This is a genomic window from Phascolarctobacterium faecium (genome assembly GCF_003945365.1).
GTDB lineage: Bacteria > Bacillota > Negativicutes > Acidaminococcales > Acidaminococcaceae > Phascolarctobacterium > Phascolarctobacterium faecium.
The window spans coordinates 1961063-1985514 of sequence record NZ_AP019004.1 but is presented as its reverse complement, the minus strand read 5'-3'; the positions used below and the strand labels follow the sequence as shown (position 1 = coordinate 1985514).

Sequence of the window (24452 nt, the reverse complement as noted above, 5' to 3'; positions counted from 1 at the left end):
TCATTCCCTTACCTTTCAAAATCTATAAATATTATCTGACCTTGTTTTCGGATTCGTCTTGACTTTCAGCTTGTACAAGAAGCTTTGCATCAATAATAATATTTAATTCTCTTTTGCCGTCAGCATTTAGCTGGCGGTATTTTTTTATGAGTTCCTTTTCATCCATTGATAATGATGTATCAGAGGTTTTATCAGATTTACGTTTATCATAAAAATATTCAGCTGATACACCTAAAGCATCAGATATTTTTATTAAAACATCAATATCAACTTTCATGTTATCTCTTTTGATTATGCTATATATCGTACTCGGAGCAACATTAATTTCCCGAGATAGTTCTGAAACTTTTATGTTTTTCTGTTGTAATAACTCTTGTAAAATTGCACCTATTTTCATAAATAAACCTCCTTAAAGCAATGATAAGGCTTTTTGCGTAAATAGTCAACATAAAATTGTGCATTTGCATATTTTTGTATTGACATAACACGCAAATGAATATAATATAATAACAAGAATATGCAAATGCGTAATAAGGTGGTGAGTATATGTTGCAATTGAAAATTGAAATGGCTATTAAAGGTATTACCATTGAAGATATAGCAAATGCATTGAATATTCATCGTAATACTGCTGCACAAAAAGTTAATGGGGTTTCAAAATTTAATATTGAAGAAGCATTTTGCATAAAGGAAAAATTTTTTCCTGATAAGGATTTGAAAGTTCTATTTAGTAAAAATCGTAGGGAAGAAAAGAAAGGAGCGTGAGGGGAGTGATGTTCAGGAAGATAAAATTTTATCTTCTTATGAAAATATTTCTATGGCTAACTGCTCACGATGTTGAAATCACTGTTGACCGTAAAAATAAAGGGGAACATTATCGCGGAATTTGGATAATGTTCCCAAAGTATAAACTTTTAAGTTATTGGCTGCTGTTAACAGCTAAACGGATCGATGGCAGAACGGTATTTACCTTTCAGAGAAAAGTAGGTTAGAGCTTCCTATTGTATAATTTTCATCACATTTTTTTATGTTAAGAGTTATATATACGTTTTCAAATCTATTGTAATCAAAAGCAGAAAAAGTAAGTAAATATTGTTCTTGTATATTGGTTGACTGATTGTTAAAACTATCGAATTTCCAGCTATATTTATTGAATTTTTCTTCTAAAAACGCTTTACACATTATTGAAATATGAGAAAGATAATAATCTAAATCTTCTTGAGTTTTAATAGGATAATATGGCATTGATTTACCTCCAATCTATAAATTTATTATAGTACGGAGAGTTTGTAAAAGAAAGGGGAGTGAGGGGAGTGGAAAAAGAAAAAAGCTCTGCAGAGCAGAGCTTGGAATTGGTGAAAGTATTGCGTGAAATACGTAATCTTATGGAAATAATGCTTTACCTTTTTCCTTTGAGCATGTCTTATAGCAGAACTGGAGATTTCTTTTATAGCACCACTATTTTACTTCTTCTTGTGGGTTATTTGTTTTTTCAGCTAAGGCATCGGAATGAGTAATTAAGTAATACATCCTTATCCATAATGGAATTAGCATTATACTAAAATAAATTTTTAAATTTTCAGGTATTGGTAAATCTTTTACATACTCAATAATGCCGATAAAAAAGGGCGTTGTTTTTACATCAAGTTTATTTAAAGAATAGGATAACACATTTTTACATAAAGAATTTATCTGTTTGTTTTTATATCGCTGTCGTATAGCATGAGCGTTTCTTATGGAAACTTTTCTTTTAAATTTTTTCTTTTTGGTTGTGTTTTTTCTAACAGCAGTATCATATTGTATTGCTTCAGAAACAGCTTTAACTTGTTGTAATATTTTTTCAAAATCTGGTTCAGTAATATTGGCGCAATTAATTACATGCTCATAATAATTATTTGTAGCTAATGCTTCATTAAACTGCTGTCGCCAATCGTTGGCACGAGCTATAGTTTCATAGAGTTGTTGTTGCCAATCATTAGTATGAGCTATGGTTTCAAAGAACTTTTGCTGCCAATCGTTAGAGTGAGCTATGGTTTTATAGAGTTGTTGTTGCCAGTCATTAGAGTGAGCTATGGTTTCATAGAGCTTTTGTTGCCAGTTATTGGTGCGAGCTATGGTTTCGTAGAAATGCTGTTGCCATTTAGCACTGAGAAGAAAGGGTTCATAAAATTGGGAACTGATATTAAGATTGCCATAAATAGTTGAGTCATATTTTTCTAAAATATCAGCAATTGCCGATTTACTTTCTTCTATAGATTTAATAAATTCTTCGCGCATACGTAAAGTATCTTCGATTGTCGCCATTATGTTCTCCTTCTAAAAATAGTCTATTTAATTATTATAACATTTTCTTTTGAAGTTTTATAAAAACCTAAATTGATAAGGGGGATATTATGAATGAATACACTTTGAATGTAGTAAATCCCAAAGCTTTTGAACAGAATAAAACGGCGAAAAAGCAGTTTGCCAAGTGGCTTTTAGAATTTGGCTTAAAAATGGGTACTATCAAAGATCCAGCTAAAGTTTCTGATGATATGTATCTGGAATGTGAGGCGGTGTGACAGCGAGGAACGATGACAGAAAATGAAAATACTGCTAAATGTAAAAAATGTATGCGCTGTGGCAGGCTGATTAGTCATTATCACTTTGTGACTACAAAATATAGGCGAGGTTATGCGTGTGCTGATGATCGTCTATGTTACCAGCCGAATGCAGCAGAGCCTAGAAGAAAAAGATTCAGAGTAAGAAGGCATAAAAAAAGAACATAAGATGCGGCAACATCTCATGTTCAAGTGGTAGATACTGGAGAGTTTCTACCCTCTTATTTTAGCATAGGAGGTTTAAAAATGAAATACTGTTTGATTATTTTGTGTATAGCAGCTGTGTGTCTGGGTTTTCATCAGCAGCAGCCTAAAGAGTTTATTGAGGCCAATGTTGTAGTGAAAAAGGGAGATGTGCTGCAGGACATTGTTTATGATCTGAAGCAAAAATACAATGACAGCCGTGACTGGCGTGAGGTCTGCTTTGAAGTGGGTGAACTGAATAATTTAGGCGAGTTTATCTATCCCGGTCAGGTATTAAAGATCAGACTGGTGGCAGATAAATGAGGTGTCAAAACTGCCGATGGTATAGCAAATATGCCATCGGTTTTTATCCATGCTCTGACTGCATTGGCTCTGATCAGAAGGCTGAGTATGACTTTTACTGCCTGCCGGAACAGCCGGATATGTTTGGTGTTGTAGAGCTTGCACGCTGCAGAAGCTGCGGCCGCAAAGTGCGCATCGAAAAAGGCTGTGGTAAAAACAGCAGCTATAAGTATATCAGATGCAAGTGCGGTTACGGTCTGCAGGCTAAAGTGACAACAGAGGAAATGATCAGGCGCTGGAATAATAAGCCGCCTAAGAAAACAAAGATGTGGCGGGTAAAGCAGTAATTTGCTAAAAATAGGCTGCACTATCTGTATACAAGCAAGCGCAGAACTTAATCAATAAGAAGAAGTATGTGCAGCCTTTAATTTTAAAGGGTGATGAGATGAGTGTAAAAGTTATAGTAAGCTCGGAAGAGCTGAAGAAAACAATGGAATGCATGGCGCTGATCAGCAGCAGTATGTCTGGAAAGAAAAAGGATGAAGATCTGAAACAGCAGTCTAATGCGCTGCACATCAAGGCCGTATCACCGTATAAGGATAAAAACTATATGCTGATGTTTGGCCGTGTTGGTAACAATGAACAGCTTGTTTATCGTATGGAGGGTAAAAGCCTTAATCATGTAGATGATGCTGAAATCTATGTAGACTGTAAAAAGTTTATGGCCCTGTCTAAGACCTTTACCGGAGATGTGGGCATTACTTTTCACGATAATATCAAAATTCTGATAGATGTTGCCGGAAGTAAATATACGCTGAATGGTATGAATACAGAGTTGCCTGCGTTAAAGGTGCCGCCGGAGGGCGGTGATACGCTGACAACTAATTTCCTTTTTGAAGCCGTGCGCTTTTGCAGTGTAGCTATATCAAAAGAAGCGCAGGGTATGCGAGGTGCTATTGAGATCAATGTTGCGGAAAATGGCAGTGCCGTCTGCTATGGAGCGCGCCCTTCCGGTGTTTTGATGCATCCGGAAAGCTTATCAGAAGAAGCACAGAAAAGGCTGGAAAGAAAATTCGACCAGCGTTACAGCGGTGTAGAAAACACAGGTAAGACTATTTTACTGGAAGAAGGTATGAAATATGAGCAAATAGGTGTGCCGCCGGAAGAAGCACAGTTTTTGGAAAGCCGCAAATATTCAGTTACGGAGATTGCCAGAATTTTTGGTGTACCGCCACATATGATCGCTGATTTAGAGCATGCTACCTTCAGCAACATTGAAAGCCAGGACATCAATTTTGCCAAACATTCGATTATGCCTGAATGTGTTAACTGGGAACAGGAGCTGATGAGGAAGCTTATTCGGGATGATGAGCATGATCAGTATGAAATTGAGTTTGTTATGGATGGCTTAGTGCGTGGCGATATAGAAAGCAGGTATAAGGCTTATGCTATTGGTCGCCAATGGGGATTTTTGAATGCTAATGATATTCGTGCCAAAGAAAATATGAACAGTGTTGACGGCGGTGAAACTATCTATGTGCCGCTTAATATGATTGGCTCTGATCTGGCTGCTCCATACTGGGAAGCAAGGATTAAAGCTTATGAGATGCAGGGGAAGGAGGTGAAGAATAATGCCGGAGAAAAATAAACTCTTTTATCGTGAAATGCAGCTGGATGGAGCTGTAGATCAGGAAAGCAGGACAGTTCCTATTAGCTTTTCTTCTGAAAAATCTGTCAAACGCTTTGATTGGCGGCGTGGAGAATACTACAACGAAATCTTAGGTCATGAAGCAGGTAATGTTGATTTAACACGTTTATCTGAAATGGGCGTTGCGTTATTTAACCATGATACTGATCGTGTTATTGGTGCAATAATTGACCCTGTACTTGATGCAGCAGAACACCGATGCAAAGCGAAAATCCGTTTTGATGAGGATGAGTTCTCTGAAATGATTTATCAAAAGGTGCTGCGCGGAACACTGAAAGGGATTTCAGTGGGGTATGGAGTTGGTGCATGGGAAGAAGTTGCTGCCGGACAGAAATCAACCTGCGGACGATTTGAGGGACCATGCAAGATTGCAAGGCAATGGACTCCATATGAGGTATCTTCTGTTAGTGTTCCTGCTGATGCTGATGTAGGTGTGGCACGTGGACTGCCTGATTTAACAGATAATGATCTGCAGGAGTTTCGTAATTATCTTGCCGATAAAAAACGCCGTGAGGCAAATACTGATTTGGATGCATTAAAAAGAGATTTGGAATTATTAGAAATGGAAGGATGATTACTATGGATAAAATTTTGCAAATGAAACAGAAACGTGCTGGAATTATAAAAAAGATGCGTGAATTACTGAATGGTTTAGAAAATGCACAGCGCTCTTTATCTGCTGGTGAGCAGCAGGAATATGATAATTTGCGCAGTGAAGCTGTGAGATTGGCTGATGATATTGTGCGTGAGGAAGAAATGCGCAGTTTGGAAAGTAGCATTCCGGCACAAAACAATCTGATTCGCCAGCGTAAACAGGAAGAAAAACTGGAAGTAGGTATCAGAGCGGCACGCTTTGTGAAAGTTGCATTATTGGCAGCACGCAGTCGTGATGAAAGCTTTGATGAAATTGCTGAGCGTATGTATCCACAAGATGAATATATCAGAGCTGCCATGGTTGAAGGTACACCGGGTGATGGCGGTTATATGATCCCGCAGAATCTGTATAATGAGATCATTCCTTTACTGCGCCAGACTGGTGTTACACGATCTATGGGTATCACAGAACTGCCGCTGCCTAATGGTAATCTGAATCTTGTTAAACAGACAGGCGCAGCTAATTTTAAATGGGTAGGTGAAAATCAGCCTATTGGTAATAGCAAAGTTACTTTAGGCAATATTAAATTAGCTGCTAAAAAGCTTGCCGGTATTATTCCGATCAGTAATGAACTGCTGCTTGATTCCAGTATGGCTGCAGATCGTTTTGTGCGTGATGAGCTGGTTAATGGTATTGCAGAAGCTGAAGATATTACATCTCTGTATGGTGCTGGCAGCGCAAATGCGCCTAAAGGTATCACTGTAGCCTGCGCTACTAACAAGATTGATGTAAACGGAAAGATTAGTGCTGCTGTTATTTATCAAATGGTAGGTAAGATTTTGTCTGCTAAGCTTACTAATCCGAATTTAGGCTGGAGAATTCCCGGCGTGTTGTGGGCTGATCTGTACAGTATGCAGACTGAAAACGGTTCTTATATCTTTAAAGATGAAATGAAAGATGGCAAGCTGTGCGGCTATCCTTTTAAAATCGACAATAATATTACCGTTGGTGATGATGAAAATGGTCTGACACAGATTTTCTTTGGTGATTGGAAACATTTCCTGATCGGCACAGCTGGTGCTTTGCAGATTTCTATTTCTCAGGATGCAAGCTATACTGATGGCAGCAAACAGGTTTCTGCGTTTGAAAATGATTTGACCCTGATGCGTGGTATTTTGCGTGAAGACTTTGGCGTGCGGTATGAAGAAGCCTTTGTTTTTGCTGATGCCATCCATACCAAGGGAGCAGCTACTGCTGCTGCGTTTAAACTTCAAGAAGAAGGTCAAGAAGAAAATCAACAAGAAGTATGAAACTTGAAATTGTACATGGACCGGTAAAAGAACCTGTTGCCTTAGAAGAAATTAAATTATATTTGCGGTTAGATGGTAATACTGAGGACTCTTTAATAGAGTCCTTTATTACTTCTGCCAGACTTTACTGTGAAAACTATCAGAAGCAGGCATATTATACGCAGACATTAAGAGTTATTTATTCGGCAGCTGAGGCTGATTTTAATATGGAGCTGCCGCGGTCGAAATATCTGCAGAAAGTGATCAGTGTAAAAGCTGTTTTGCCAGATGATACGGAAAAAGAAGTATCTTATCACGCAGCTTGTGGAGATGTTTACAGCAGAGTGATTATTCATGATTTACCAGCTGGTGCTGATATTGTCGTGGAATATATTACTGGCAAGGATGATGCGCAGATGGAGGATATTAAGACCGCCATTAAGCTGTTTGTTTCTGCCATGTATAATAATCGTCTTCCTTATGATGAGAATGGTAAAGTGCTTCATGAGGTACCTTTTGGAGTTAAAGCGCTGCTTAACAGGGGGCGTATTTTATGATTAATCCGGGTAAGCTGAATAAGTTGATCACATTACAGGTTAATACAGCCGTTGGTAAAAGGGATGAGCTTGGTGGCAAGCTGCCTGCGACATGGGAAGATTATCTGAAATGTTGGGCTAGTAAAGAAACAGGAACGGTTGCACAAAAGGAGTATTCTGGGCAGCATATGAATTATGTACCTGTTACTTTTACTATAAGGAAGCTGGACACAGATATTGATACTGCTATGAGGATAGTACTGGATGGCGATATTTATAAGATCATCAGTATTATGGAATTGGAAACGGTACCGGCATATTACCGTATAGACACCAATCTTTTAAAAGCTGGTGGCTGATATTGGTAAAAATTCTATGACCATTACTATGGAAATTGAAGGACTGGAAGAGGCGATACGTAGGCTAAAGCTTTATGATACAGCTTCCTCAAAATCACTTAGCAAGGCAATCAGCAAAAGTGGCCGCAATATCCGTGATGATGCTAAAAGTCATGTCCCAATACGTACTGGCACACTGCGCGACAGCCTGTCAGCTCGTTTTAGTGGTAATCGCTTACAATCTGTTGTTAAAGCAGATTACAAAAAAGCACCGCATGCGCACTTGATTGAGTACGGTGTGGAAGCTTCCGTTGTAAAGCCTACAAAGAAACAGGCGCTGAAGTTTACTGATGGAAATGGAATGAAATTTGCGCGTGCCCCTATCAAGTTACCAGCCAGGAAAGCTAGGCCTTTTATGAACCCGGCTTTTCAAAGTGAAAAGCCTAAAATTGAAAATGAGATTAAGAAAATCTTGAAGGAAATGCCATGATCAGAACTGTACCGATAACGGCAGTACAAGCTGCTGTGTATAAAACATTGAATAAGTGTCTTGAAGGATATCCTATTCTGGATGATTCAACGCCGTTTGAAGATGGAAAGCCTCCGGCTTCGGAATTTTGTGTTATAGGACCAATAAGTACCGTGCCGGATGGTGGAAAGACTGATGTTGCGTTATGGAATTGTACTGTTACTATTGATGTCTACAGCGACTATTGCGGTAAGAAAATTATCAATCAGATGCTTGATGAAATAGTGACTGTTTTGACCATGACAGCGGAAAGTGATGCATTGATAATTGAAAATTATAATCTTATCAATCTCAATATTGAATTGGTAGAAGTGCATGCTGAAGATTGGAGTGATAACCGAATTTGGCAGCATGGAACCGTGCGAACAGCTTTGAAAATTGAGCAGAAAATGATTTAGGAGGTAGTATTATGGCTATTAATGAAGCTAATTTGCCTAAATTTACTGATGGCAGCCAAAGTATGGCTGGCAAGAATGTATTGTTATATATGGTATATGGTGACAGTCCGACTGCTGATGGCCCTTGGATGTTAGTAGGCGGTCAGAGAAATTCACCGCTTTCCATGAGTGCGGATGAAATTGATGCATCCGATAAAGCTTCCGGGGGCTGGGGTGAAACGCTGCAGGGTACTAAAACATGGAGCATTGAGCAGGAATGTGTATATAAAGTTAATGATGAAGGCTTTGATGCACTTAAATATGCTTTTTTACATGATATTCCTGTTCGCATTATGCGCCGTGATAAAAACGGTAACGCAGTAAAAGGTTGGGCTAATATTACTGAGTTCAGTGATGATAATCCGCATGATGATGTAACTACTGCGACTGTTACTTTCAGCGGCATCGGCGCCCCAGAATTTACTACCGATGAGCCAGATCCAAGATCTACTACCGGAGCGATCACAGATCTGACTGCCACAGATGGGAGCGGCGGCAAAGCAAATCTGACATTTACTGAAATTACCGGAGCCAATGGTATTGTCCTGCAGACCAGTCAAAACGGTATTGACTTTACTGACAATGATACTGTTTACATCCGTAATGGCATGACTACAGCTGAAGTAAGTGGATTAAGTGGCGTAACTTATTTCCGTCTGCGAGTGAACGGCGGCAGTAAAAATGGATACTCTAATGTAGCAGTTGCTACTGTGACAGCATAAGGAAAGTAAATAAGGGCAGGTATTATCCTGCCCTTTTTTTTTAGGAGGACAATATGAAATTTGATAAAATTGTAAACCTTACTATTGATGGTGAGAATTACAAATTGTTGTATAACATAAAGGCTTTGATGGGCTTGGAAAATGTCATTTCTACAAAAAATGTCAGCAAAATGGTACAAGATTTTCCGTTCAGTTATACTGATACAGTTGCCTGCCTGTTTGTAGGATTACAGGAAAATCATCCTGGAATTACTCAGAAAAAAGTAATGAAATTACTTGAAAAATGGTTGGAAAAAGACAGTCTGGTAAATCTTGATAATCTTATCATGCTTGCTTTGGCAAAGGGTGGTGCAATCGGGTTTACTGATACTCATTGCAGTGAACCTGCTAAAGGAGCAGACAAGGAAACAGAAGAAAAAAAGTAAAAAGTGCTGTTGAGGCAATAGATGAGCTGCTGCCTTTTTGTTATGGAGAATTGCAGCTGAAGCCATGGGAGATCGAGAAGCTGACAATAAGTGAAATCATCTGCATGATCGAGGGATGGCAAAGGCGGTATGATCGTTTAGAGGATCTGTTTATTACATGGTCAGCCTACCCTCATTATCAGGTAGCTAATCCTAAGAAGTGTCCGCCGTTGCAAAGATTTTTTGCGCATCGTAAAAAGCAGGGTGATAAAAAAGCGGAATATGAGGATATCATGAAAGAATTTAATTTGTAGGAGGTGAGAGCGTGGGAACAGTTGCAAGCTTACAGGTTGTTATTGGTGCTAAGATAGACGGACTGCGTAAGGAAATTGATAGTGCGCAGAAGATATTAAAGCAGAAGTTTGGTAGCAAAGGTTTAGGCATCAGCCAGAGTTCTCTGGAAATCTTGGGCGGACTGGGTGTTGCTATTGCTGGTATCGGAGCTGCAGCGGTAAGATCTTCAGCGCAGATGGAGCAGACGCGCAAGGCCTTTACTACATTATTACAAGATGCATCGCTTGCCAAAGACTTTTTGGCAGAACTGGAAAGGTTTGCCGCTAGTACCCCGTTTGAATTGCCGGGACTGTTAGATGCTTCTAAAAGAATGCTGGCTTTTGGCTTTAGCGCGCAACAGGTAATACCGATATTGACTGCTGTTGGCGATAGTGCTGCTGCGCTTGGTATGGGGCAGGAAGGCATAAATTGTTTGACTATGGCCATAGGTCAGATGCAGGCTAAAGGCAAGGTGTCAGCTGAAGAAATGTTACAGCTTGCTGAAGCTGGTGTACCGGCATGGCAGATGCTTGCTGATGCTATGGGTAAAAGTATTCCGGAAGCTATGAAGCTGGCCGAAAAAGGTGCAATCGACAGCGCAACTGGTATTCAGGCCATAGTATCCGGTATGAACAGCAAGTTTGGCGGTATGATGAAAGATCAGGCTACTACGATCAATGGCATGCTCAGTAATATTAAGGATAGCGTCGGCCAGACCATGACTGTTGTTGGTGATGAGATCACAGAAGGATTAGATCTGAAAACTGCCTTAAAGACAGCGCAGGATGATCTTTCGGATTTTGCCGCAAAAGTTAAATCGAGCGGCATCAGTGAGGCTATTCGTGATACTGTGCCTCCAGCAGTTGGTGCTACTATTGCCGGATTTGCTACGGTACTTACAGCAACAGCTATCCCTGCTTTGGCAAAGTTAGGGATAACGGCTGCAGGAACAGCGGCAGCTTTTGTAGGCATTACCGGACCTGTTGCTTTAGCTGCTGCTGGTATCGGTGCATCAGCGTATCTCATCTGGCAGAATTGGGATTGGCTTGTTGTGCAATGGGATTATTTTTGTATCACTATGCAAAATAGTGCTATTGGTGCTGAAGCAGAAGTGAAAAATGCGTTTGCTGGAATGGTAAGTGATGCAGCTGCAGGACTTAATAATCTCATGTCTTTGGTTGGTGCCAGCAGTGATCTTGCTAATCAGGCTAAGGAATGGGCAGATAATGTTCAAAAAGGTGCACAGGCTACTATTGAAGCAGCTAAGGCTAATCAGCAGATTGCTGACAGCAACCTGGTAAAACTTAAATTCCGTTATGAATCAGAAAATGCTCCTACAGATATTGTCAGTGATTTTAAAAGTGCTGATGTAAATAATCTGGGGTTAAAATCCAGTATTCCTGCAGGTGCAGGAGCTGCAGGAACTTCATCCGGTGGCGTAGATAAAATTGCCAGAGAGATTGATCGCATTAATGAGCAGCTTGCTGAAGCTAAGAATAAAACCATAGATCTGCAGAGAGATTATAATAATTTTTCTATGGATATTCAGGTAAGTGGCTTATCTGAATTTGATAAGGTTTATGCAGGCATCGTAAAAGAGCGTGATCAAAGGATTGCTGCTGTACAGGAATGGCAAGATAAATTTGCTAATGCTACAACTGAAGCTCAGCAGCTGTATGAGCGTGCTATGAAAACCGGCGATGCGAATGCCATTGCTTCTGCTGCAGCTATGCTTGAACAGCGTAAGGCTATGGAGGCAGATGCAGCGAGTCAAGCTGCGCAAAACCGTTTAATAATCAATCAGCAAATGAATGACCAGCTGTTATCACAGGAAACCTTGATGCAGGCTTATAAGGCTGAACTGGATGAGTTGCAGAAGCAAGGCGAGCTTGAACGCTATATGGGATATCTTACTGAGGAAAAGGCTGCTTTTATGCAAAATCAGATAGAGCAGCAGTATTACGATTGGCGGCTGGAAGCTGAACAAAGCTATGCATCTTTTGCTTTGGAGGCAGCAAATACCTTAAAAGATGGTTTAGCACAAGGCTTTGCCAATGCCATTGTTTCAGGTCAGAACTTTGGCAAAACGCTGCAGAATCTTGGTAAGGAAATAGTCAAGATGTTCCTGCAATGGCAGGTACAACGAATTGCTGCAGCTGCATTAAGTAAAGCGATGATGAGCAAGGAAACTGCCAGCGTAGCAGCGCAAGGTGCAGCTATGGCAGAAGCTTTGGCTCCGGCTGCGTGGGCGAAATTGGTTGTTGAACCAGGAGCTGCCGGTGTTGCTACAGGCCTTTTGACAGCAGGGTTGAGTGGTGCTGCTGGTATAGGTGCTGCGAGTGGTGCGGTTACCAGTTTAGGTGGTGGAGCAAGTTCCATGAGTTTTGGTTCTGGTGGTCAGGGTATAGACTTCGGGTATAAGGAAGCACCGTTTGCTGCAGGTGGTATTGTTACCGGCCCTGTTCATGCGCTGATCGGTGAGAAGTCTTATCCTGAAGCTGTCATTCCTTTACGCAGCAGTGTACTGGAATCTATTGCCGGATATATGTTTGGTGGCACAGAGGTTGCAGTGGCAGGTAATACTCAGGTAACTGCTTCTATGAATATCTACGGTGATATCAATACTGGCAGTGATGAAGCAGATCTATACGATAATTTTGGCAGTACGATCCTGTCAGCGATAAGGGGGCGCAAATAATGTTCCCAACACGGAATGAAGACTTTAGCGGACAACTGAAAATAGTAAAAGGCAGCAAGGAATATATACTCCCTGCTGCCTGGGCATTAAAGGATATAGGAAGTTATGATTTTAAGGCTAAGCTTGCGGATAATGCTTTTGTACATGGCAGTGAAGTGACTGGGGATAAGAAGGTAAAAGGCCATACGATACAGGTTGAATTCATGCTGGAGGGTGCTACGGAGAAAGATCATGATGATGCTATGAATATGGCTTACAGTTATTTTGCATTAAATGATTACCAGCTTTTCTGCGGTCGCGAGGACAGGTATTATCAGATCGCCGGTGTAAGCAAAATAAAGCAGTCTTACGAGAAAGGCTTTAAGCAACGTATGAGCACTGTTACAGTAAGCCTGCTGTGTTCTAAGCCGTTCAGGTATTCTGCTGTACCTACTGTTATCGAAAAATCCTTTGCTGCAGAGCAGGAAGCTGGAGAAATAGTCATTGATAACAGTTCATCTGTAGAAGTGCCGCTGATCTGGTCTTTTAAACCACCTGCAGGACAAAGTACTCCTGATATTACTATAGTACACAAGGAAAGCGGCCAGAGCTTTACTTTAAAAGATACGCTGTTGACCAATCCTGCGGTAGCTGTAGTCAATGGCGAAAGCGGTACTGTACGTAGAGATACCGGTAACAGTCTGAATACTTTTTCCGGCTTGTTTTTATATGCTTTACCGGGATTGAATACATATAAATACACCGGGGCCGCCTGTGATATATCTATTGAATATACCGGCAGGTGGTTTATATGAGCAAACAAACACTTTATTATAAGAGAACTTATTATAAGAGAACTTATTATAAAAAAAGTAACTTTATCCAGCCGGTTTTATCTTCTAATGGGAGTTTGGGCGGAAGTACATTTGCAGTAGCTGCTAATAGTGAAAGTAGTATTTCAGAAGGCGGTAAAGCTTATCATACTTTTGATAATCAATGGTATTATTGGCGTGCGTGGACTTCTACTGGTTGGCTTGTATTTTACAATCCAGCACCATTAAGAGTATCTAAGATATTGTGGGAATGTTTCTATATGTATCCTACGGCAGGTACTGTAGAGGGTTCTAATGATGGTACTATTTGGACAAAAATTACAGATTGGACAAATACCAGAAGTGATAGGTTTGATATTTTAGTTAATAGTAATGCTGATTATAAATACCACCGTATAAATATCAATAAAATTAATTATGACTATATACATTGCCGCGAAATTGATATTACAGCGGCGATGATAACTGATGGTAGCGCTTCTGATCACGATTATTATGAAGATTTGATTGCTGATGAAAGTGATTATGATTTTTATATTGATGATAGAGTAGATGCCGATGATGATTGGACATATACAACAGAAGTAGAAATAAGTGATGATACTAAAGGAGCCAATTTAATTTACGGCAGAAGGCATTTTGGACGTTTTATTTATGCCGGCTCTACTGCTGTTAAAGAAGGCGGCGGAGTTCTGCCGGAAGATAAAACAAATTATCTGCCGGATGTATTTACTGTTATTGCCTATAAAGATGACGGAACAAAAACTGCGATCTTTGGCGCAGGCAGCGAAAGTAATTCGCTAAAACAGCTTACTTTTGAAATAGTAGAAACAGGCTGCGGCAAGGTTGAATTAACCTTTAATAAACTTCCGGAAAATACAGAGCTTGATTATAAACAGCGTATTGACATCCATTTATTTAATGATGCTCAGCCCTGGTACAGCGGTTATATATTGCAAAGGCCTATAAAAGGAACAACGACTACAGACAGTTTTAAATTTATCGGGCATGGGTATTATAATCTGCTGGAAAAGATTATCGTCAATAGGACATATGAGAATATGGAAGTATCGGCCATAGTTTTTGATATTGCCAGGGATATTGAAAAAAAGATTGGTCTTACTTTAAATTCCGATAAGATCATTAACACCGGATATACGATCACCAAAATAGAACTTGATCACGTAACGGCCAAGGAAGCTTTAAGCCAGCTGTCTGATTTTGCTATCGATTATGTATATGGTATTGACGAATACCGGCAGCTTTATTTTAAGCCGCGCACTGCGGAAATCAATGAGCAGGCAAGGCTTTGGGTAGGACAGCATCTTACCAAGTATGAACCTGCCTGGAATATAGAAGATATAGTAAATCATGCCTATATCAAAGGCGGTAACGTAGATGATGAGGGAGAACAGTGGCTGGCAGAGGTTGAAGACAAAGAAAGTCAGAAACTGTATAAGATACAGGAAGATGTATTGACATTACCCAGTGCTTATTCTGCTGAAGACGCTGAGCGTTGGGGTGAAAGTCAGCTGACAAACCTAGCTAAACCGAAAAAGTCGGCTAAGATAAGTCAGGTGAAACTGGAATATCCCCGGGCAGACGGGACATTTTTTGTAAGAAAATTGTCAACCCAAGGTCAGGCCGCAATCACTACTTTAGATGGTGAACTGTTTACCTACCCAATATCAAAGCTGAAATATACTGTATCTTCTGATAAAGGTATTCAGCTTGATATGGAGCTAGGAGAGATCCCGGATGCTATCGACAGATATTTTGCGAACCTTGATCGTGATGCCAAGCTGGCAGAACTACTGCAGCAGGCAGCGACCAAACAGCTCAAAACAGGAGGTTAGTTATGGATCCATCAAATTTCAGATATAATCCGTATGATGATATTTCTACAGGCGTTATTGCTAAAGAGTTACATATCATACCAAATAAAAGTCCTTATATTATCAGACTTAATGAAGTACCGCAGAAAAGCAGCCCAAGTTCAACAGCTGTTAAAGAAGTAACTTCTGCAGCTTCATCCGGTATAAGCTATGGAAAAACTTTTGCAGAAGTTGCGGCAATACCGGCTGTTGGTGAATTTTGGCTTGATTATAATACCGGTGCTAATAAAGACGATAACTGGAATACCGGACTAATTCAGTTTAATGCTGCGGATGCAGGAAAGATTATTGAAGTTTCTTATACAGCAACCGGTATTTTGGCGGCTGTTAATACCAATCATTGGCCTGATCCTTATACAGATAGAGGAGATGGCAGTGATGGTGATTTTTATCCGGCAGATAGTACGAATATTAGCGGAATAAAAAATTATAAAAATGTGTATATCAAAGAAGGTATTACGGTAAGTATCAATAGATATGCCAAAATAAAATGCCAGGGAGCATTTGTGAATCATGGAATTATTACAGCAGCCAGTACTGGAGGAAAAGGCAGATTAAGATCTGAACGGGAAGGATATTCTGGAGGAAAAACACCGGCCGATAATGTTTTATATTGCAGTGGGAATGGTGGTACTGGCGGTAGAGCAGGATATTCAGCAGTATGGTATAACGGTGGTGCTGGAGGTACCAGTTATTTGGGCGTAAACGGAGATTTTGGCGAAATAGTTTTGGGAGCCGGAGGCGGCGTTGGAGCTGTTGCAAGTAATGGCGGCGATGGCGGTACTGGTGGAGGCTGTATAAGGATAACGGCATCAGAATTTACAAATACAGGAACGATAACAGCTGATGGAGCATCAGGAACAAGTGCAACTTCCGGACCGGACGGAAACGGCGGCGGTGGCCTAATAAAAATTGTTGCCAATACCATAAATAATACCGGAGAAATAACTGCTAATGGTGGTGCAGGAGGATTATCTACGGCTCATAGCGGTCATGGTACAGCTGATGGGACTGCTGGCAGTAACGGAATATGTGAGCTTATAGAGTTAGGAGCAATGTAAAATGGTTTGCGTAGTTAATGAAGAAAATGTGATCATCGGGATGATAAATTTACCTTATCCGATAAGAGATAATGAAAAGATATACCATCCCTGGAATGCTTTAGGAGAGCAGTATACAGATGTAGAACCGGAAGAATTTAAAAATAAACGTGAAGCATCAGTGAAGCAAGAGAAATTAAAGAATTTAGCATTTAATGCGTTGATCAAGATTCTGAACGGCAGCAGCGAGCTTACTACGCTGCAGAGGACCTATCAGCAAGAGCTAAATAACGTACCTGATAACCTTGCCCAGTATATCCCTTCTATGTATCCAGCATGGAATCCCAACGGCATAGAGTACAAAAAAGACCAGAGAGTACAGTATAACGGCATACTGTATAAGGTACTCACAGCTCATACAAGTCAGGAAAGCTGGAAACCAGACGTATCTCCGAGTTTATTTGTTAAGGTTATATCTTCAATAGCTGGTGAAATTCCAGAATGGCAACAGCCTACCACTGAAAACGCCTATATGAAGGGCGATAAAGTACGTTGTGAAGGTAAGATATATGAAAGTCTGATTGATAACAATGTTTGGAAGCCGACTGAATATCCGCAAGGATGGAAAGACATCACGAATGAGATAGGAGCTGCATCATGAATACTATAATTCAGATCAAAGACAGTATTTTAGATTTTCTCATTTTTTTAAAACCTACAGGAGCTGAACAGTATCTTATGAGTATAGGCGCGGTTATTGGGCTTGTGTTTAGTGTATCTATCGGCGGCATGGATAAGATGATTTATGCGCTTATAGCTTTGTGTATTGTTGATTATGTTACTGGCATATTCACTGCATTTAAAACCGGACAATGGGACAGCAGTACAGGTTTTCGCGGTATTTTAAAGAAGTTCGTAATCTTTGCTGTTGTTGCGTTATGTAATTGTATCGATACTGCAATGAACATGCACATCCTGCGGCAGATGGCGATATGTGCTTATGCACTCAATGAAGCTGGCAGCATTATTGAAAATGTAGATCGAGCCGGTTATGGTCACTACATTCCAGATATTATCCGTAATGCATTGGCAAGACTGACAGAACAAGCTGAGGAAGGAAAGATGAAGGTGAAATAATATGAAAGTATTTATTAATCCGGGTCATATGCCAGGCGTAGATCCGGGAGCGGTAAACGAAAAGTACAATATTACTGAAGCTGATACTGCTTTAAAAGCCGGTAAGCTGGTACAGCAATACCTGGAAGCTGCAGGCTGTGAAGTAAAACTCTTACAATCTCATAACTTAAACGGTGAATCACCGGAATATCCCAATATCTGCTATACAGCTAATCACTGGCCGGCAGATATTTTTATTAGCCTGCACTGTAACTCTGTAGCAGATTCTGCTCCTAATGGTACAGAAGTCCTGGTTCATAACAAATGGAGCAGGGCCGGTGAGCTGGCACAGTGCATCCAGCGCCGCATTATTAATACGCTACATACCACAGATAGGAAAGTTAAAGAAAATCCTAATCTGTGCGTATTGGAAAATACAGTTATGCCTGCTGTATTGGTTGAAATGGCGTTCATCAGTAACGATGATGATGCGCAGTTGCTCATGAATAACCTTGATGATTTCGCGCGTGCTATTGCGTGCGGTATCACAGACTTTTGGCAAAGGGGGTGAGAATATGGAAAAGATTAAAGATTATGTAACCAGCAAACAGTTTTGGACCGGTATGGTGATCGGTTTTGCTCTTGGAGCAATGCATCACTATTTCGAACTGTAATTAGCTGAAAAAAGCATCTCCATATTTAGTTTTTGAGCCTGTTTTTATTAGTGGCGTATACAAAATTATGCGCCAGTAAATTCAGATCAGAGCGAAAATATGGAGATTTTATTTATTTTATGTATAAAGTTAGCATTTTATGAGGTAAATATGAATGATAAGAAAAAATCTAATAGTAGCCTTTTGTGGATTGCTTTGCTTGTTGTCCTGCTTTTGGCCTTTATCGGAAACTCATGCAGCAGAGATAAAGCAACATACGATAACAGTGCAGATAGAACAGTGGAATACATTGAAACAACAGCTGCAGGAGCAGCAGATGACATTGCTGATGCTGCAGGAAGAAATAACGCTGCTCAAAACGCCATCGGCCGAGCTGATGCAGAACTTGAAAGCAGCCAGAGAGCAGTTGCAGAAAGCGCAGAGCGAATTGACCGAATCCAATCTCTCATTAACGAATGCATCCGAAGAAATCAGGAAAGTATCAACCTTATGCAGCGAATTGAAGGTTCAGTTGCAGCAGGAGAGAAGTAAAGTTAGGCTAAAGGCACGGCAGAATGCCTTATGGGGATTTTTAGCAGGGTTCCTTATTGGTTGTATACATAATAGTAATAAATAGATAAAGCCTGTCGGTACTATGCGAGTATCGGCAGGCTTTTTGTGTTATAATATTTACAATAATTGTTTTATGGGATTTATTGTTACAATAGGGCTTTGTTTATAAAAAGGCTAATAAACTTGTATTATTTAAAATAGATGATATATACAGAAGTTAAGTTGATTATAAGAGAATTTTATAGATGTAAAAAGTAATATAATAATATTTTTAGGGAATGAAGGACATGGAAGATACTATTAAAGTACAGTATAAAAAGAAATTTAATGAAATGAAAAGAGAAGTTGAATCCAAAGCTAAAGAGAAATATTGTTTAGTATGCAAAAAAAGATGTAGCAGTTTTTGTAATTCTCACACAGTTCCGCAATTTATTTTAAAAAGCATTGAAGAAAAAGGATATGTATGTCAATCTTCTGGTTTAATAATTGGCGATGATAATCCAATTATGGATACAACTAAAGGAATAAAAAATACAGGAATATTTAGGTGTATATGCAATGAATGTGATAAGAAGTATTTTGCTAATTATGAAAATCCTTATAATATTTTAAAAAAACCTATGCAGATGATTTTACAAGAAATTGCATTAAAGAACACACTAAAACAAATCGCGAAAAAAAAGATCGAGAAACAAATCCATGCTTATACGAAAAATCAGTTTGGTATACAAGCTCCGATAGCTGAGTATTGCGAAGTTGACACCAAAGAACATGAAAAAGAGTTAATAAGAATTTTAAAAGGTATTAATAAGAAAAAAGATGTATCATATGATTTAATTTACTGGAATGTTTTAAATTATATGTCTCCGCTTGCATATCAAGGGAAAGTTGTTTTACGAGTAGATTTAGAAGGGCATATAATCAATAATACTTTAAATGAAGATGCAAGATATTTTTTGGAGACTATAAATATTGCAATATTTCCTATATCTGGTAAAACTGTTATCCTAATGTTTATTGATAAAAGTTATTTGAAATATCGTAGTTTTATAAAACAATTTCTGAAATTAGATGAAAAAGAAAAGTTAGAAATAATAAATTATATTATTTTTAGATATGATGAAGAATATTATATTAATAGGTCAGTGTATAATAAAATAAAAGATAATGAAGATCTAAAGCAAGTTTGCTCAAATCTTGATATACTTATTAGAAGGCCAGGAGAAGTGGGTGAATTTACAAAAGATATGTTAAATGAATTGAAAAACCGAAAAAATATACCGAATCTTTTGGATGATAGTTTCGCCATTTAATATAAATTATTTAATGATTGGAAATTTGTCTAAAGAAATTTTATATTTTTAAATTGCTTATGCTATTCTTTTCACTAATTCATCACGGCTGATTTCAAATACTTTTATTATTTTGTCTTTATCAAGATAGGAGCCTTCGGCACCATATTGCAAAAAAGAAACACTCTAGTTTAAACTAGAGTGTTATTTTTTTGCGTGGATATTTTTAATACAAAGCAGACTCAATGTATTTGGAAGATAATTGAATAGCTATCAAGAATAGCTTAGTTTAGAGGCAATGCCAAGGCAAATAAGAAAAGCAATGAAATAGATGATCGCTGCTTTACGCCTTGTTTTGGGTTCAAGTATGCTGAGAGGTAATACCCAGTGTGGTTTTATCAGGCCGATACCCAATAAAACTAAAGATAATACTGTGAATGCGAAAAAGATTGTATCCATGTCATCAGCTCCTTCTTGAAAATAAATGCTGCTGTGGAAAATCTATCGTTATAATAACAAAGATGCAAAAGGCTTCATCGTATAATAAAGAAGCAGAGCGAGTAGTGGCATTGTCTTCTACTATTAGAATATCACGTTCATCTTTGACAGACAAGGGGGATATAATATAAGCTGCTATATTTTTATAAAAAGGATAACTATAAATTTTATAAATGTAAAAAAACGTATCTGTTTCTTGATTTTGTTTATAAAAGTTCTTATAAAAAAGCTGTTTTGGCGGCAAAAAAGAAATTGTTCAAAAGGATAATTTTTGATATAAAAATTTTAAAAAATTAATTTAATAAAAGTGCTTCTTTATAGAATCAGTGGTATATTAAAAATAGCTATAAAGCCTATATTAATGGTATTTTAGCATTTTTTGAAAGGGGCATAAAAATGAAAGAGAAAGACTTGCTTGACTTAGGATATAAAAAATATGAAGGCGAAACTTATGACGTTTATTTTAATAAAGATGTTTGTAAGCATTCCGGTAATTGTGTGAAAGCAAACCATACGGTATTTCAATTAAAGAGGAAACCGTGGGTTCTACCGGTTGCTACCGAGCAGGAGTCAGTTATAACTGCGATTAAAGGCTGTCCTTCGGGAGCTTTGAAATATAAGCTGAAAAATTCTGATGAGATCGAGCCGTGAATATTAGGAGGAAGAACAATGTTTGACTATAGACTGGAAGAAGATGCCAGCAGGTTTGCGGTATTTTATGAAAATGAAGAAATCGGAGAGATTTCCTTCGTAAAAACAGGAGAGCATCTTTTGATTATTGATCATACCTATGTAGATGCTAAATGGAAGGGACATGCAATTGGTAATGCTCTGGTGCAGAAGGTTGTAGATTTTGCTGTCGCTGACAACCGGAAAATCATTCCGCTGTGCCCTTTCGCCAAAAAAGTATTTGACAGAACGCCAGAATATGAAGCAGTGTATTCTAAATAAAAATTTGTTATATCCTATAAAAAAAGCATCAGCAGCTTGATCATCATCTGCCGGTGCTTTTTTGTTTAGTAATCGTGGGACGTGTATTTGATTATGTGCAAATTTTATGTGCTATAATCAGAATAACTTCTAAGAGGTGTTCCGTAAATAATTACAAGGGAGGATTGGAGATGGTCAATAAGACTTTGGAAAAACTGGAAAGGTCTGAACTGATACAGCTGATCGAAATCTATTCTAAAAACTGGCTGGCTATGGATGGCGTTTGGTTTCAGTCAGTAGAACGTAAATTTGGTATGGCAGAGGCCATGGAGCATGACTGTAATATTTGGGAGGCTTTTACAAAAATTGAGGCACAAAAAATCAAAGAGTTTTTAAAGTTGCCATCCAGACCTGGCATAGATGGGCTGAAAAGAGCTTTACAGCTGAGATTATATGCCAATATCAATGAAGATGAGATAATTGTCGATGGGAATACTTTGATTTACAGAACGTTAGACTGCAGAGTGCAGAATGCGAGAAAGCGTAAGGGGATGGAATTTCATCCCTGCAAGGCAGTCGGTGTTATTGAATATACTGGTTTTGCCAAGACCATTGATGACCGGTTTGAGTGCGAAGCGCTTAGCTGTTATCCGGAAATAACTGATGAGACCTGTAATTGTTCGTGGAAATTTATTTTAAAAGATAACTGATGATTTTATATGAAGTTTAAACAGTGGTTTTGTAAATAAACTGCTTCTCTGAGATAGTTTATTGCTCTATCCTTTTAATTTTCTGTTTAGTATAATTAAAGAGGATAAAAGAAATGAAAGAGGGTAGAGAAAATGGATTTGTCCGTTTTACACAAACTTACATATGGTATGTACGCTGTTGGAACTCTTGATGGGATAAGACCTGCCGGCTGTATAGTAAATACGGTGATTCAGGTTACAAGCGATAATCCTGTTATTGCTGTGAGTATGAACAAAAATAATTTTACTTATGAGGCCATAAAAAAGAGCGGGCGTTTCAGTATTTCGATTTTATCTGAAGCGGTTGAACGTAATGTTATTGCAGAGCTTGGATTTGCCTGTGGGCGCAAAATGGATAAATTCTGCGGTAAAAATTTTGCCTGCGGTGTGTTGGATGGTTTACCGATAGTGAAAGAGCACGCCTGCGGCTATATGGTTTGTGATGTTATTGCCATGCATGATGCCGAGACTCACTGCGTGATTATGGCGCGTTTAACTAAGACTTTGGGTGGAACTGATGAACCGCCTATGACTTATGAATATTATCATAATGTTATCAAGGGAAAAGCTCCAAAAAATGCTCCGACTTATCAGGCTGAAGTGCCGAAATCAGAAAAGCAGGCTCAGCTGCGTTATATTTGTGAGGTATGCGGTTATATATATGAAGGTGACATTACCAAAGAAGCGGATGATTATGTCTGTCCTGTCTGTAAGCAGCCGAAAAGCCGTTTTAAAAGGATGTAAGGTCTAAATAAAAAAGCTACGCCTTTTAAGGCGTAGCTTTTTTATAATATTTACAGGCGAAAATCACGTTCGCCGTTTTCGATATCTGTCAAATGCTGTATAACCAGTTCACGTACTTTGGGATTGGGGATATTGGCCAGTTCATTTTGAATGAGCTTTTCGCCAAGCTCTTTAGTATGTGGCTTAGCATAGTCGGTCAAATATTCTTTGAGTGTCATCAGTGCGTTTGGATGACAGCAGTTTTGGATCTGACCGCTTTTGCATAAACTCATAAAACGGTCGCCAGTACGACCCTGACGATAGCAGGCTGTACAGAAACTGGGCAGATAACCGATTTCCATCAGCCAGGCTACTACTTCATCAAGGCTGCGGGTATCGCTGACATCGAATTGTGCTGAGTTTTCAGCTTCCGGTTCAGGTGCGGCATAACCGCCGACACTGGTGCGCGAACCGCCGCTGATTTGTGAGATTCCCAGATGCAGCACACGTTCGCGTGATTTTTGACTTTCGCGGGTAGAAACGATCATACCTGTATAGGGAACAGAAATACGGATGCAGGCTACAAGCTTGGCAAAAATATCATCGTTGATGCTGTTATTAAAGGCGTTGGGATCGATATCGTCAGCAGGGCAGATACGCGGAACGCTGATAGTGTGCGGGCCAACTCCGTGCACTGCTTCCAGATGTTCGGCATGCATTAAAAGACCGGTAAATTCATAACGATAAAGTTCAAGCCCAAAGAGTACGCCAAGTCCCACATCATCGATGCCGCCCTGCATAGCTCTGTCCATGGCTTCCGTATGGTAGGCATAGTTGCTTTTAGGTCCCGTAGGATGTAATCGTTCATAGCTTTCTTTGTGGTAGGTTTCCTGAAAAAGTATATATGTGCCAATACCGGCTTCGTGCAGTTTACGATAATTTTCGACACTGGTTGCGGCAATATTGACATTAACGCGGCGAATGGCGCCGTTTTTGTGTTTGATGCTGTAAATAGTTTTGATGCTTTCCAGAATATAATCCAGTGGATTATTTATCGGGTCTTCACCTGCTTCCAAAGCCAGGCGCTTATGTCCCATATCCTGAAGTGCGATAACTTCGCTGCGGATTTCATCTTGAGTGAGTTTTTTTCGGGTGATGTTTTTGTTTACACTGTGATAAGGACAATAAACGCAGCCGTTAATACAGTAGTTTGAAAGATATAACGGCGCAAACATAACGATGCGGTTGCCGTAAAAATCTTTTTTGATCTGTTCGGCCAAAGCAAAAATTTCCTGATTTTTTTCATCAAGCTCACAGTCTAAAAGCACGGCAGCTTCGCGGTGTGAAAGTCCCTTGCGTTCCTTTGCTTTAGCAATAATACTGTCGATAAGCGACGCATTATTTTTGTTTGCTGAGGCATAGGCAAGGGTTTCCAGGATTTCATCATGAGCAATGAACTCACTGGCTTGCATTGATTTGACATTATACATTTGTCT

The 24452-nt window shown here is 39.2% G+C and carries 32 protein-coding genes; 27 read left to right on the top strand and 5 right to left on the bottom strand.

All coding sequences use genetic code 11. The features are described 5' to 3' along the window. Positions 1-31: 31 nt before the first annotated feature. Positions 32-397 carry a helix-turn-helix domain-containing protein gene (locus PFJ30894_RS09595; RefSeq protein ID WP_125669697.1) on the bottom strand — a complete coding sequence of 122 codons (366 nt, stop codon included), beginning with the start codon at positions 395-397 and terminating at the stop codon, positions 32-34. Positions 398-546: 149 nt separating this feature from the next. Here PFJ30894_RS09595 and PFJ30894_RS09590 point away from each other — a divergent pair, with 149 nt between their 5' ends. Then, positions 547-765 (top strand): XRE family transcriptional regulator, encoded by a 219-nt coding sequence (locus PFJ30894_RS09590; RefSeq protein WP_125669696.1) that lies wholly within the window; start codon positions 547-549, stop codon positions 763-765. Positions 766-966: 201 nt separating this feature from the next. On the opposite strand, the gene PFJ30894_RS09585 is transcribed toward PFJ30894_RS09590, so the two are convergent. Together PFJ30894_RS09585 and PFJ30894_RS09580 are read right to left on the bottom strand one after the other, a co-directional pair. Then, complete coding sequence (locus PFJ30894_RS09585) at positions 967-1245, bottom strand: hypothetical protein (protein ID WP_125669695.1); 279 nt, start codon at positions 1243-1245, stop codon at positions 967-969. A gap of 213 nt (positions 1246-1458) precedes the next feature. After that, positions 1459-2304: a hypothetical protein gene (locus tag PFJ30894_RS09580; protein ID WP_125669694.1), complete on the bottom strand. Its 846-nt coding sequence runs from the start codon at positions 2302-2304 to the stop codon at positions 1459-1461. A gap of 89 nt (positions 2305-2393) precedes the next feature. Between PFJ30894_RS09580 and PFJ30894_RS11835 the strand changes: the two genes are divergently transcribed. From PFJ30894_RS11835 to PFJ30894_RS09475, 22 genes are all read left to right on the top strand, one after another. Continuing rightward, positions 2394-2561: a hypothetical protein gene (locus PFJ30894_RS11835; RefSeq protein WP_167457060.1), complete on the top strand. Its 168-nt coding sequence runs from the start codon at positions 2394-2396 to the stop codon at positions 2559-2561. A gap of 285 nt (positions 2562-2846) precedes the next feature. After that, on the top strand, positions 2847-3107 hold the full coding sequence (locus PFJ30894_RS09575) for a hypothetical protein (protein WP_125669693.1): 261 nt from the start codon (positions 2847-2849) through the stop codon (positions 3105-3107). Next, positions 3104-3433 carry a hypothetical protein gene (locus tag PFJ30894_RS09570; RefSeq protein WP_125669692.1) on the top strand — a complete coding sequence of 110 codons (330 nt, stop codon included), beginning with the start codon at positions 3104-3106 and terminating at the stop codon, positions 3431-3433. Before PFJ30894_RS09575 ends, PFJ30894_RS09570 begins: the two co-directional genes overlap by 4 nt. Before the next feature lie 98 nt (positions 3434-3531). Then, positions 3532-4734, top strand: a complete 1203-nt coding sequence (locus PFJ30894_RS09565; protein WP_125669691.1) for a phage portal protein — start codon at positions 3532-3534, stop codon at positions 4732-4734. Next, on the top strand, positions 4718-5368 hold the full coding sequence (locus tag PFJ30894_RS09560; protein WP_125669690.1) for an HK97 family phage prohead protease: 651 nt from the start codon (positions 4718-4720) through the stop codon (positions 5366-5368). The genes PFJ30894_RS09565 and PFJ30894_RS09560 overlap by 17 nt, the downstream gene beginning before the upstream one ends. Positions 5369-5373: 5 nt before the next feature. Then, positions 5374-6699, top strand: coding sequence for a phage major capsid protein (locus PFJ30894_RS09555; RefSeq protein WP_167457059.1), 1326 nt, complete (start codon positions 5374-5376; stop codon positions 6697-6699). Next, the gene (locus PFJ30894_RS09550; RefSeq protein ID WP_125669688.1) at positions 6696-7235 is read left to right on the top strand and encodes a head-tail connector protein; all 540 of its coding nucleotides are present in this window, start codon (positions 6696-6698) and stop codon (positions 7233-7235) included. Before PFJ30894_RS09555 ends, PFJ30894_RS09550 begins: the two co-directional genes overlap by 4 nt. After that, entirely contained in the window at positions 7232-7573 is a 342-nt protein-coding gene (locus PFJ30894_RS09545) for a phage head closure protein (protein ID WP_125669687.1), read from the top strand. Before PFJ30894_RS09550 ends, PFJ30894_RS09545 begins: the two co-directional genes overlap by 4 nt. Beyond that, entirely contained in the window at positions 7566-8042 is a 477-nt protein-coding gene (locus tag PFJ30894_RS09540) for an HK97-gp10 family putative phage morphogenesis protein (RefSeq protein WP_125669686.1), read from the top strand. The genes PFJ30894_RS09545 and PFJ30894_RS09540 overlap by 8 nt, the downstream gene beginning before the upstream one ends. After that, on the top strand, positions 8039-8479 hold the full coding sequence (gp17, locus tag PFJ30894_RS09535; RefSeq protein WP_125669685.1) for a tail completion protein gp17: 441 nt from the start codon (positions 8039-8041) through the stop codon (positions 8477-8479). The genes PFJ30894_RS09540 and gp17 overlap by 4 nt, the downstream gene beginning before the upstream one ends. Before the next feature lie 11 nt (positions 8480-8490). Then, positions 8491-9240 carry a phage tail tube protein gene (locus PFJ30894_RS09530; protein WP_125669684.1) on the top strand — a complete coding sequence of 250 codons (750 nt, stop codon included), beginning with the start codon at positions 8491-8493 and terminating at the stop codon, positions 9238-9240. A gap of 53 nt (positions 9241-9293) precedes the next feature. After that, positions 9294-9665, top strand: a complete 372-nt coding sequence (locus PFJ30894_RS09525; RefSeq protein WP_125669683.1) for a hypothetical protein — start codon at positions 9294-9296, stop codon at positions 9663-9665. A 50-nt stretch (positions 9666-9715) separates the two neighbouring features. Then, entirely contained in the window at positions 9716-9958 is a 243-nt protein-coding gene (locus PFJ30894_RS09520) for a hypothetical protein (RefSeq protein WP_125669682.1), read from the top strand. An 11-nt stretch (positions 9959-9969) separates the two neighbouring features. Continuing rightward, positions 9970-12675: a tape measure protein gene (locus PFJ30894_RS09515; RefSeq protein ID WP_125669681.1), complete on the top strand. Its 2706-nt coding sequence runs from the start codon at positions 9970-9972 to the stop codon at positions 12673-12675. Continuing rightward, positions 12675-13469: a phage tail family protein gene (locus PFJ30894_RS09510; protein ID WP_125669680.1), complete on the top strand. Its 795-nt coding sequence runs from the start codon at positions 12675-12677 to the stop codon at positions 13467-13469. Before PFJ30894_RS09515 ends, PFJ30894_RS09510 begins: the two co-directional genes overlap by 1 nt. Then, a complete protein-coding gene (locus PFJ30894_RS09505) occupies positions 13466-15343 on the top strand; it encodes an acetate and sugar kinases/Hsc70/actin family protein (RefSeq protein ID WP_231997892.1) in 1878 nt (625 codons plus the stop codon). The genes PFJ30894_RS09510 and PFJ30894_RS09505 overlap by 4 nt, the downstream gene beginning before the upstream one ends. A 2-nt stretch (positions 15344-15345) precedes the next feature. Then, positions 15346-16443, top strand: coding sequence for a hypothetical protein (locus PFJ30894_RS09500; RefSeq protein WP_125669679.1), 1098 nt, complete (start codon positions 15346-15348; stop codon positions 16441-16443). A 1-nt stretch (position 16444) separates the two neighbouring features. Then, positions 16445-17083: a carbohydrate-binding protein gene (locus PFJ30894_RS09495; RefSeq protein WP_125669678.1), complete on the top strand. Its 639-nt coding sequence runs from the start codon at positions 16445-16447 to the stop codon at positions 17081-17083. Continuing rightward, positions 17080-17559, top strand: a complete 480-nt coding sequence (locus PFJ30894_RS09490) for a phage holin family protein (protein WP_125669677.1) — start codon at positions 17080-17082, stop codon at positions 17557-17559. Before PFJ30894_RS09495 ends, PFJ30894_RS09490 begins: the two co-directional genes overlap by 4 nt. 1 nt (position 17560) lies before the next feature. Further along, positions 17561-18109 (top strand): N-acetylmuramoyl-L-alanine amidase family protein, encoded by a 549-nt coding sequence (locus PFJ30894_RS09485; protein ID WP_125669676.1) that lies wholly within the window; start codon positions 17561-17563, stop codon positions 18107-18109. 202 nt (positions 18110-18311) lie between these two features. Next, positions 18312-18743 (top strand): hypothetical protein, encoded by a 432-nt coding sequence (locus PFJ30894_RS09480; protein WP_125669675.1) that lies wholly within the window; start codon positions 18312-18314, stop codon positions 18741-18743. Positions 18744-19051: 308 nt separating this feature from the next. Then, entirely contained in the window at positions 19052-20077 is a 1026-nt protein-coding gene (locus PFJ30894_RS09475; RefSeq protein ID WP_125669674.1) for a hypothetical protein, read from the top strand. 252 nt (positions 20078-20329) lie between these two features. Here the strand turns inward: PFJ30894_RS09475 and PFJ30894_RS09470 are convergent, their stop codons facing one another. Continuing rightward, positions 20330-20515 (bottom strand): hypothetical protein, encoded by a 186-nt coding sequence (locus PFJ30894_RS09470; RefSeq protein WP_125669673.1) that lies wholly within the window; start codon positions 20513-20515, stop codon positions 20330-20332. Positions 20516-20950: 435 nt separating this feature from the next. On the opposite strand from PFJ30894_RS09470, the gene PFJ30894_RS09465 reads away from it, so the two are divergent. The 4 genes from PFJ30894_RS09465 (at position 20951) to PFJ30894_RS09450 (ending at position 22977) form a co-directional block, all read left to right on the top strand. Beyond that, a complete protein-coding gene (locus PFJ30894_RS09465) occupies positions 20951-21205 on the top strand; it encodes a (4Fe-4S)-binding protein (RefSeq protein ID WP_021716959.1) in 255 nt (84 codons plus the stop codon). 18 nt (positions 21206-21223) lie between these two features. Continuing rightward, the gene (locus PFJ30894_RS09460; protein ID WP_021716958.1) at positions 21224-21505 is read left to right on the top strand and encodes a GNAT family N-acetyltransferase; all 282 of its coding nucleotides are present in this window, start codon (positions 21224-21226) and stop codon (positions 21503-21505) included. A 170-nt stretch (positions 21506-21675) separates the two neighbouring features. Further along, a complete protein-coding gene (locus PFJ30894_RS09455; protein ID WP_125669672.1) occupies positions 21676-22194 on the top strand; it encodes a DUF6125 family protein in 519 nt (172 codons plus the stop codon). A gap of 132 nt (positions 22195-22326) precedes the next feature. Then, positions 22327-22977 (top strand): flavin reductase, encoded by a 651-nt coding sequence (locus tag PFJ30894_RS09450; protein WP_021716956.1) that lies wholly within the window; start codon positions 22327-22329, stop codon positions 22975-22977. Positions 22978-23027: 50 nt separating this feature from the next. Here PFJ30894_RS09450 and hydG read toward each other — a convergent pair whose 3' ends face one another. Then, entirely contained in the window at positions 23028-24446 is a 1419-nt protein-coding gene (gene hydG, locus PFJ30894_RS09445) for a [FeFe] hydrogenase H-cluster radical SAM maturase HydG (RefSeq protein ID WP_125669671.1), read from the bottom strand. Positions 24447-24452: the final 6 nt, after the last annotated feature.

Excerpts from the sequence above, each read along its gene's own strand:
- PFJ30894_RS09595 (WP_125669697.1), bottom strand. The coding sequence starts at position 397 with ATGAAAATAGGTGCAATTTTACAAGAGTTATTACAACAGAAAAACATA.
- PFJ30894_RS09590 (WP_125669696.1), top strand. The coding sequence starts at position 547 with ATGTTGCAATTGAAAATTGAAATGGCTATTAAAGGTATTACCATTGAA.
- PFJ30894_RS09585 (WP_125669695.1), bottom strand. The coding sequence starts at position 1,245 with ATGCCATATTATCCTATTAAAACTCAAGAAGATTTAGATTATTATCTT.
- PFJ30894_RS09580 (WP_125669694.1), bottom strand. The coding sequence starts at position 2,304 with ATGGCGACAATCGAAGATACTTTACGTATGCGCGAAGAATTTATTAAA.
- PFJ30894_RS11835 (WP_167457060.1), top strand. The coding sequence starts at position 2,394 with ATGAATGAATACACTTTGAATGTAGTAAATCCCAAAGCTTTTGAACAG.
- PFJ30894_RS09575 (WP_125669693.1), top strand. The coding sequence starts at position 2,847 with ATGAAATACTGTTTGATTATTTTGTGTATAGCAGCTGTGTGTCTGGGT.
- PFJ30894_RS09570 (WP_125669692.1), top strand. The coding sequence starts at position 3,104 with ATGAGGTGTCAAAACTGCCGATGGTATAGCAAATATGCCATCGGTTTT.
- PFJ30894_RS09565 (WP_125669691.1), top strand. The coding sequence starts at position 3,532 with ATGAGTGTAAAAGTTATAGTAAGCTCGGAAGAGCTGAAGAAAACAATG.
- PFJ30894_RS09560 (WP_125669690.1), top strand. The coding sequence starts at position 4,718 with ATGCCGGAGAAAAATAAACTCTTTTATCGTGAAATGCAGCTGGATGGA.
- PFJ30894_RS09555 (WP_167457059.1), top strand. The coding sequence starts at position 5,374 with ATGGATAAAATTTTGCAAATGAAACAGAAACGTGCTGGAATTATAAAA.
- PFJ30894_RS09550 (WP_125669688.1), top strand. The coding sequence starts at position 6,696 with ATGAAACTTGAAATTGTACATGGACCGGTAAAAGAACCTGTTGCCTTA.
- PFJ30894_RS09545 (WP_125669687.1), top strand. The coding sequence starts at position 7,232 with ATGATTAATCCGGGTAAGCTGAATAAGTTGATCACATTACAGGTTAAT.
- gp17 (WP_125669685.1), top strand. The coding sequence starts at position 8,039 with ATGATCAGAACTGTACCGATAACGGCAGTACAAGCTGCTGTGTATAAA.
- PFJ30894_RS09530 (WP_125669684.1), top strand. The coding sequence starts at position 8,491 with ATGGCTATTAATGAAGCTAATTTGCCTAAATTTACTGATGGCAGCCAA.
- PFJ30894_RS09525 (WP_125669683.1), top strand. The coding sequence starts at position 9,294 with ATGAAATTTGATAAAATTGTAAACCTTACTATTGATGGTGAGAATTAC.
- PFJ30894_RS09510 (WP_125669680.1), top strand. The coding sequence starts at position 12,675 with ATGTTCCCAACACGGAATGAAGACTTTAGCGGACAACTGAAAATAGTA.
- PFJ30894_RS09505 (WP_231997892.1), top strand. The coding sequence starts at position 13,466 with ATGAGCAAACAAACACTTTATTATAAGAGAACTTATTATAAGAGAACT.
- PFJ30894_RS09500 (WP_125669679.1), top strand. The coding sequence starts at position 15,346 with ATGGATCCATCAAATTTCAGATATAATCCGTATGATGATATTTCTACA.
- PFJ30894_RS09495 (WP_125669678.1), top strand. The coding sequence starts at position 16,445 with ATGGTTTGCGTAGTTAATGAAGAAAATGTGATCATCGGGATGATAAAT.
- PFJ30894_RS09490 (WP_125669677.1), top strand. The coding sequence starts at position 17,080 with ATGAATACTATAATTCAGATCAAAGACAGTATTTTAGATTTTCTCATT.
- PFJ30894_RS09485 (WP_125669676.1), top strand. The coding sequence starts at position 17,561 with ATGAAAGTATTTATTAATCCGGGTCATATGCCAGGCGTAGATCCGGGA.
- PFJ30894_RS09480 (WP_125669675.1), top strand. The coding sequence starts at position 18,312 with ATGGAGATTTTATTTATTTTATGTATAAAGTTAGCATTTTATGAGGTA.
- PFJ30894_RS09475 (WP_125669674.1), top strand. The coding sequence starts at position 19,052 with ATGGAAGATACTATTAAAGTACAGTATAAAAAGAAATTTAATGAAATG.
- PFJ30894_RS09470 (WP_125669673.1), bottom strand. The coding sequence starts at position 20,515 with ATGGATACAATCTTTTTCGCATTCACAGTATTATCTTTAGTTTTATTG.
- PFJ30894_RS09465 (WP_021716959.1), top strand. The coding sequence starts at position 20,951 with ATGAAAGAGAAAGACTTGCTTGACTTAGGATATAAAAAATATGAAGGC.
- PFJ30894_RS09460 (WP_021716958.1), top strand. The coding sequence starts at position 21,224 with ATGTTTGACTATAGACTGGAAGAAGATGCCAGCAGGTTTGCGGTATTT.
- PFJ30894_RS09455 (WP_125669672.1), top strand. The coding sequence starts at position 21,676 with ATGGTCAATAAGACTTTGGAAAAACTGGAAAGGTCTGAACTGATACAG.
- PFJ30894_RS09450 (WP_021716956.1), top strand. The coding sequence starts at position 22,327 with ATGGATTTGTCCGTTTTACACAAACTTACATATGGTATGTACGCTGTT.
- hydG (WP_125669671.1), bottom strand. The coding sequence starts at position 24,446 with ATGTATAATGTCAAATCAATGCAAGCCAGTGAGTTCATTGCTCATGAT.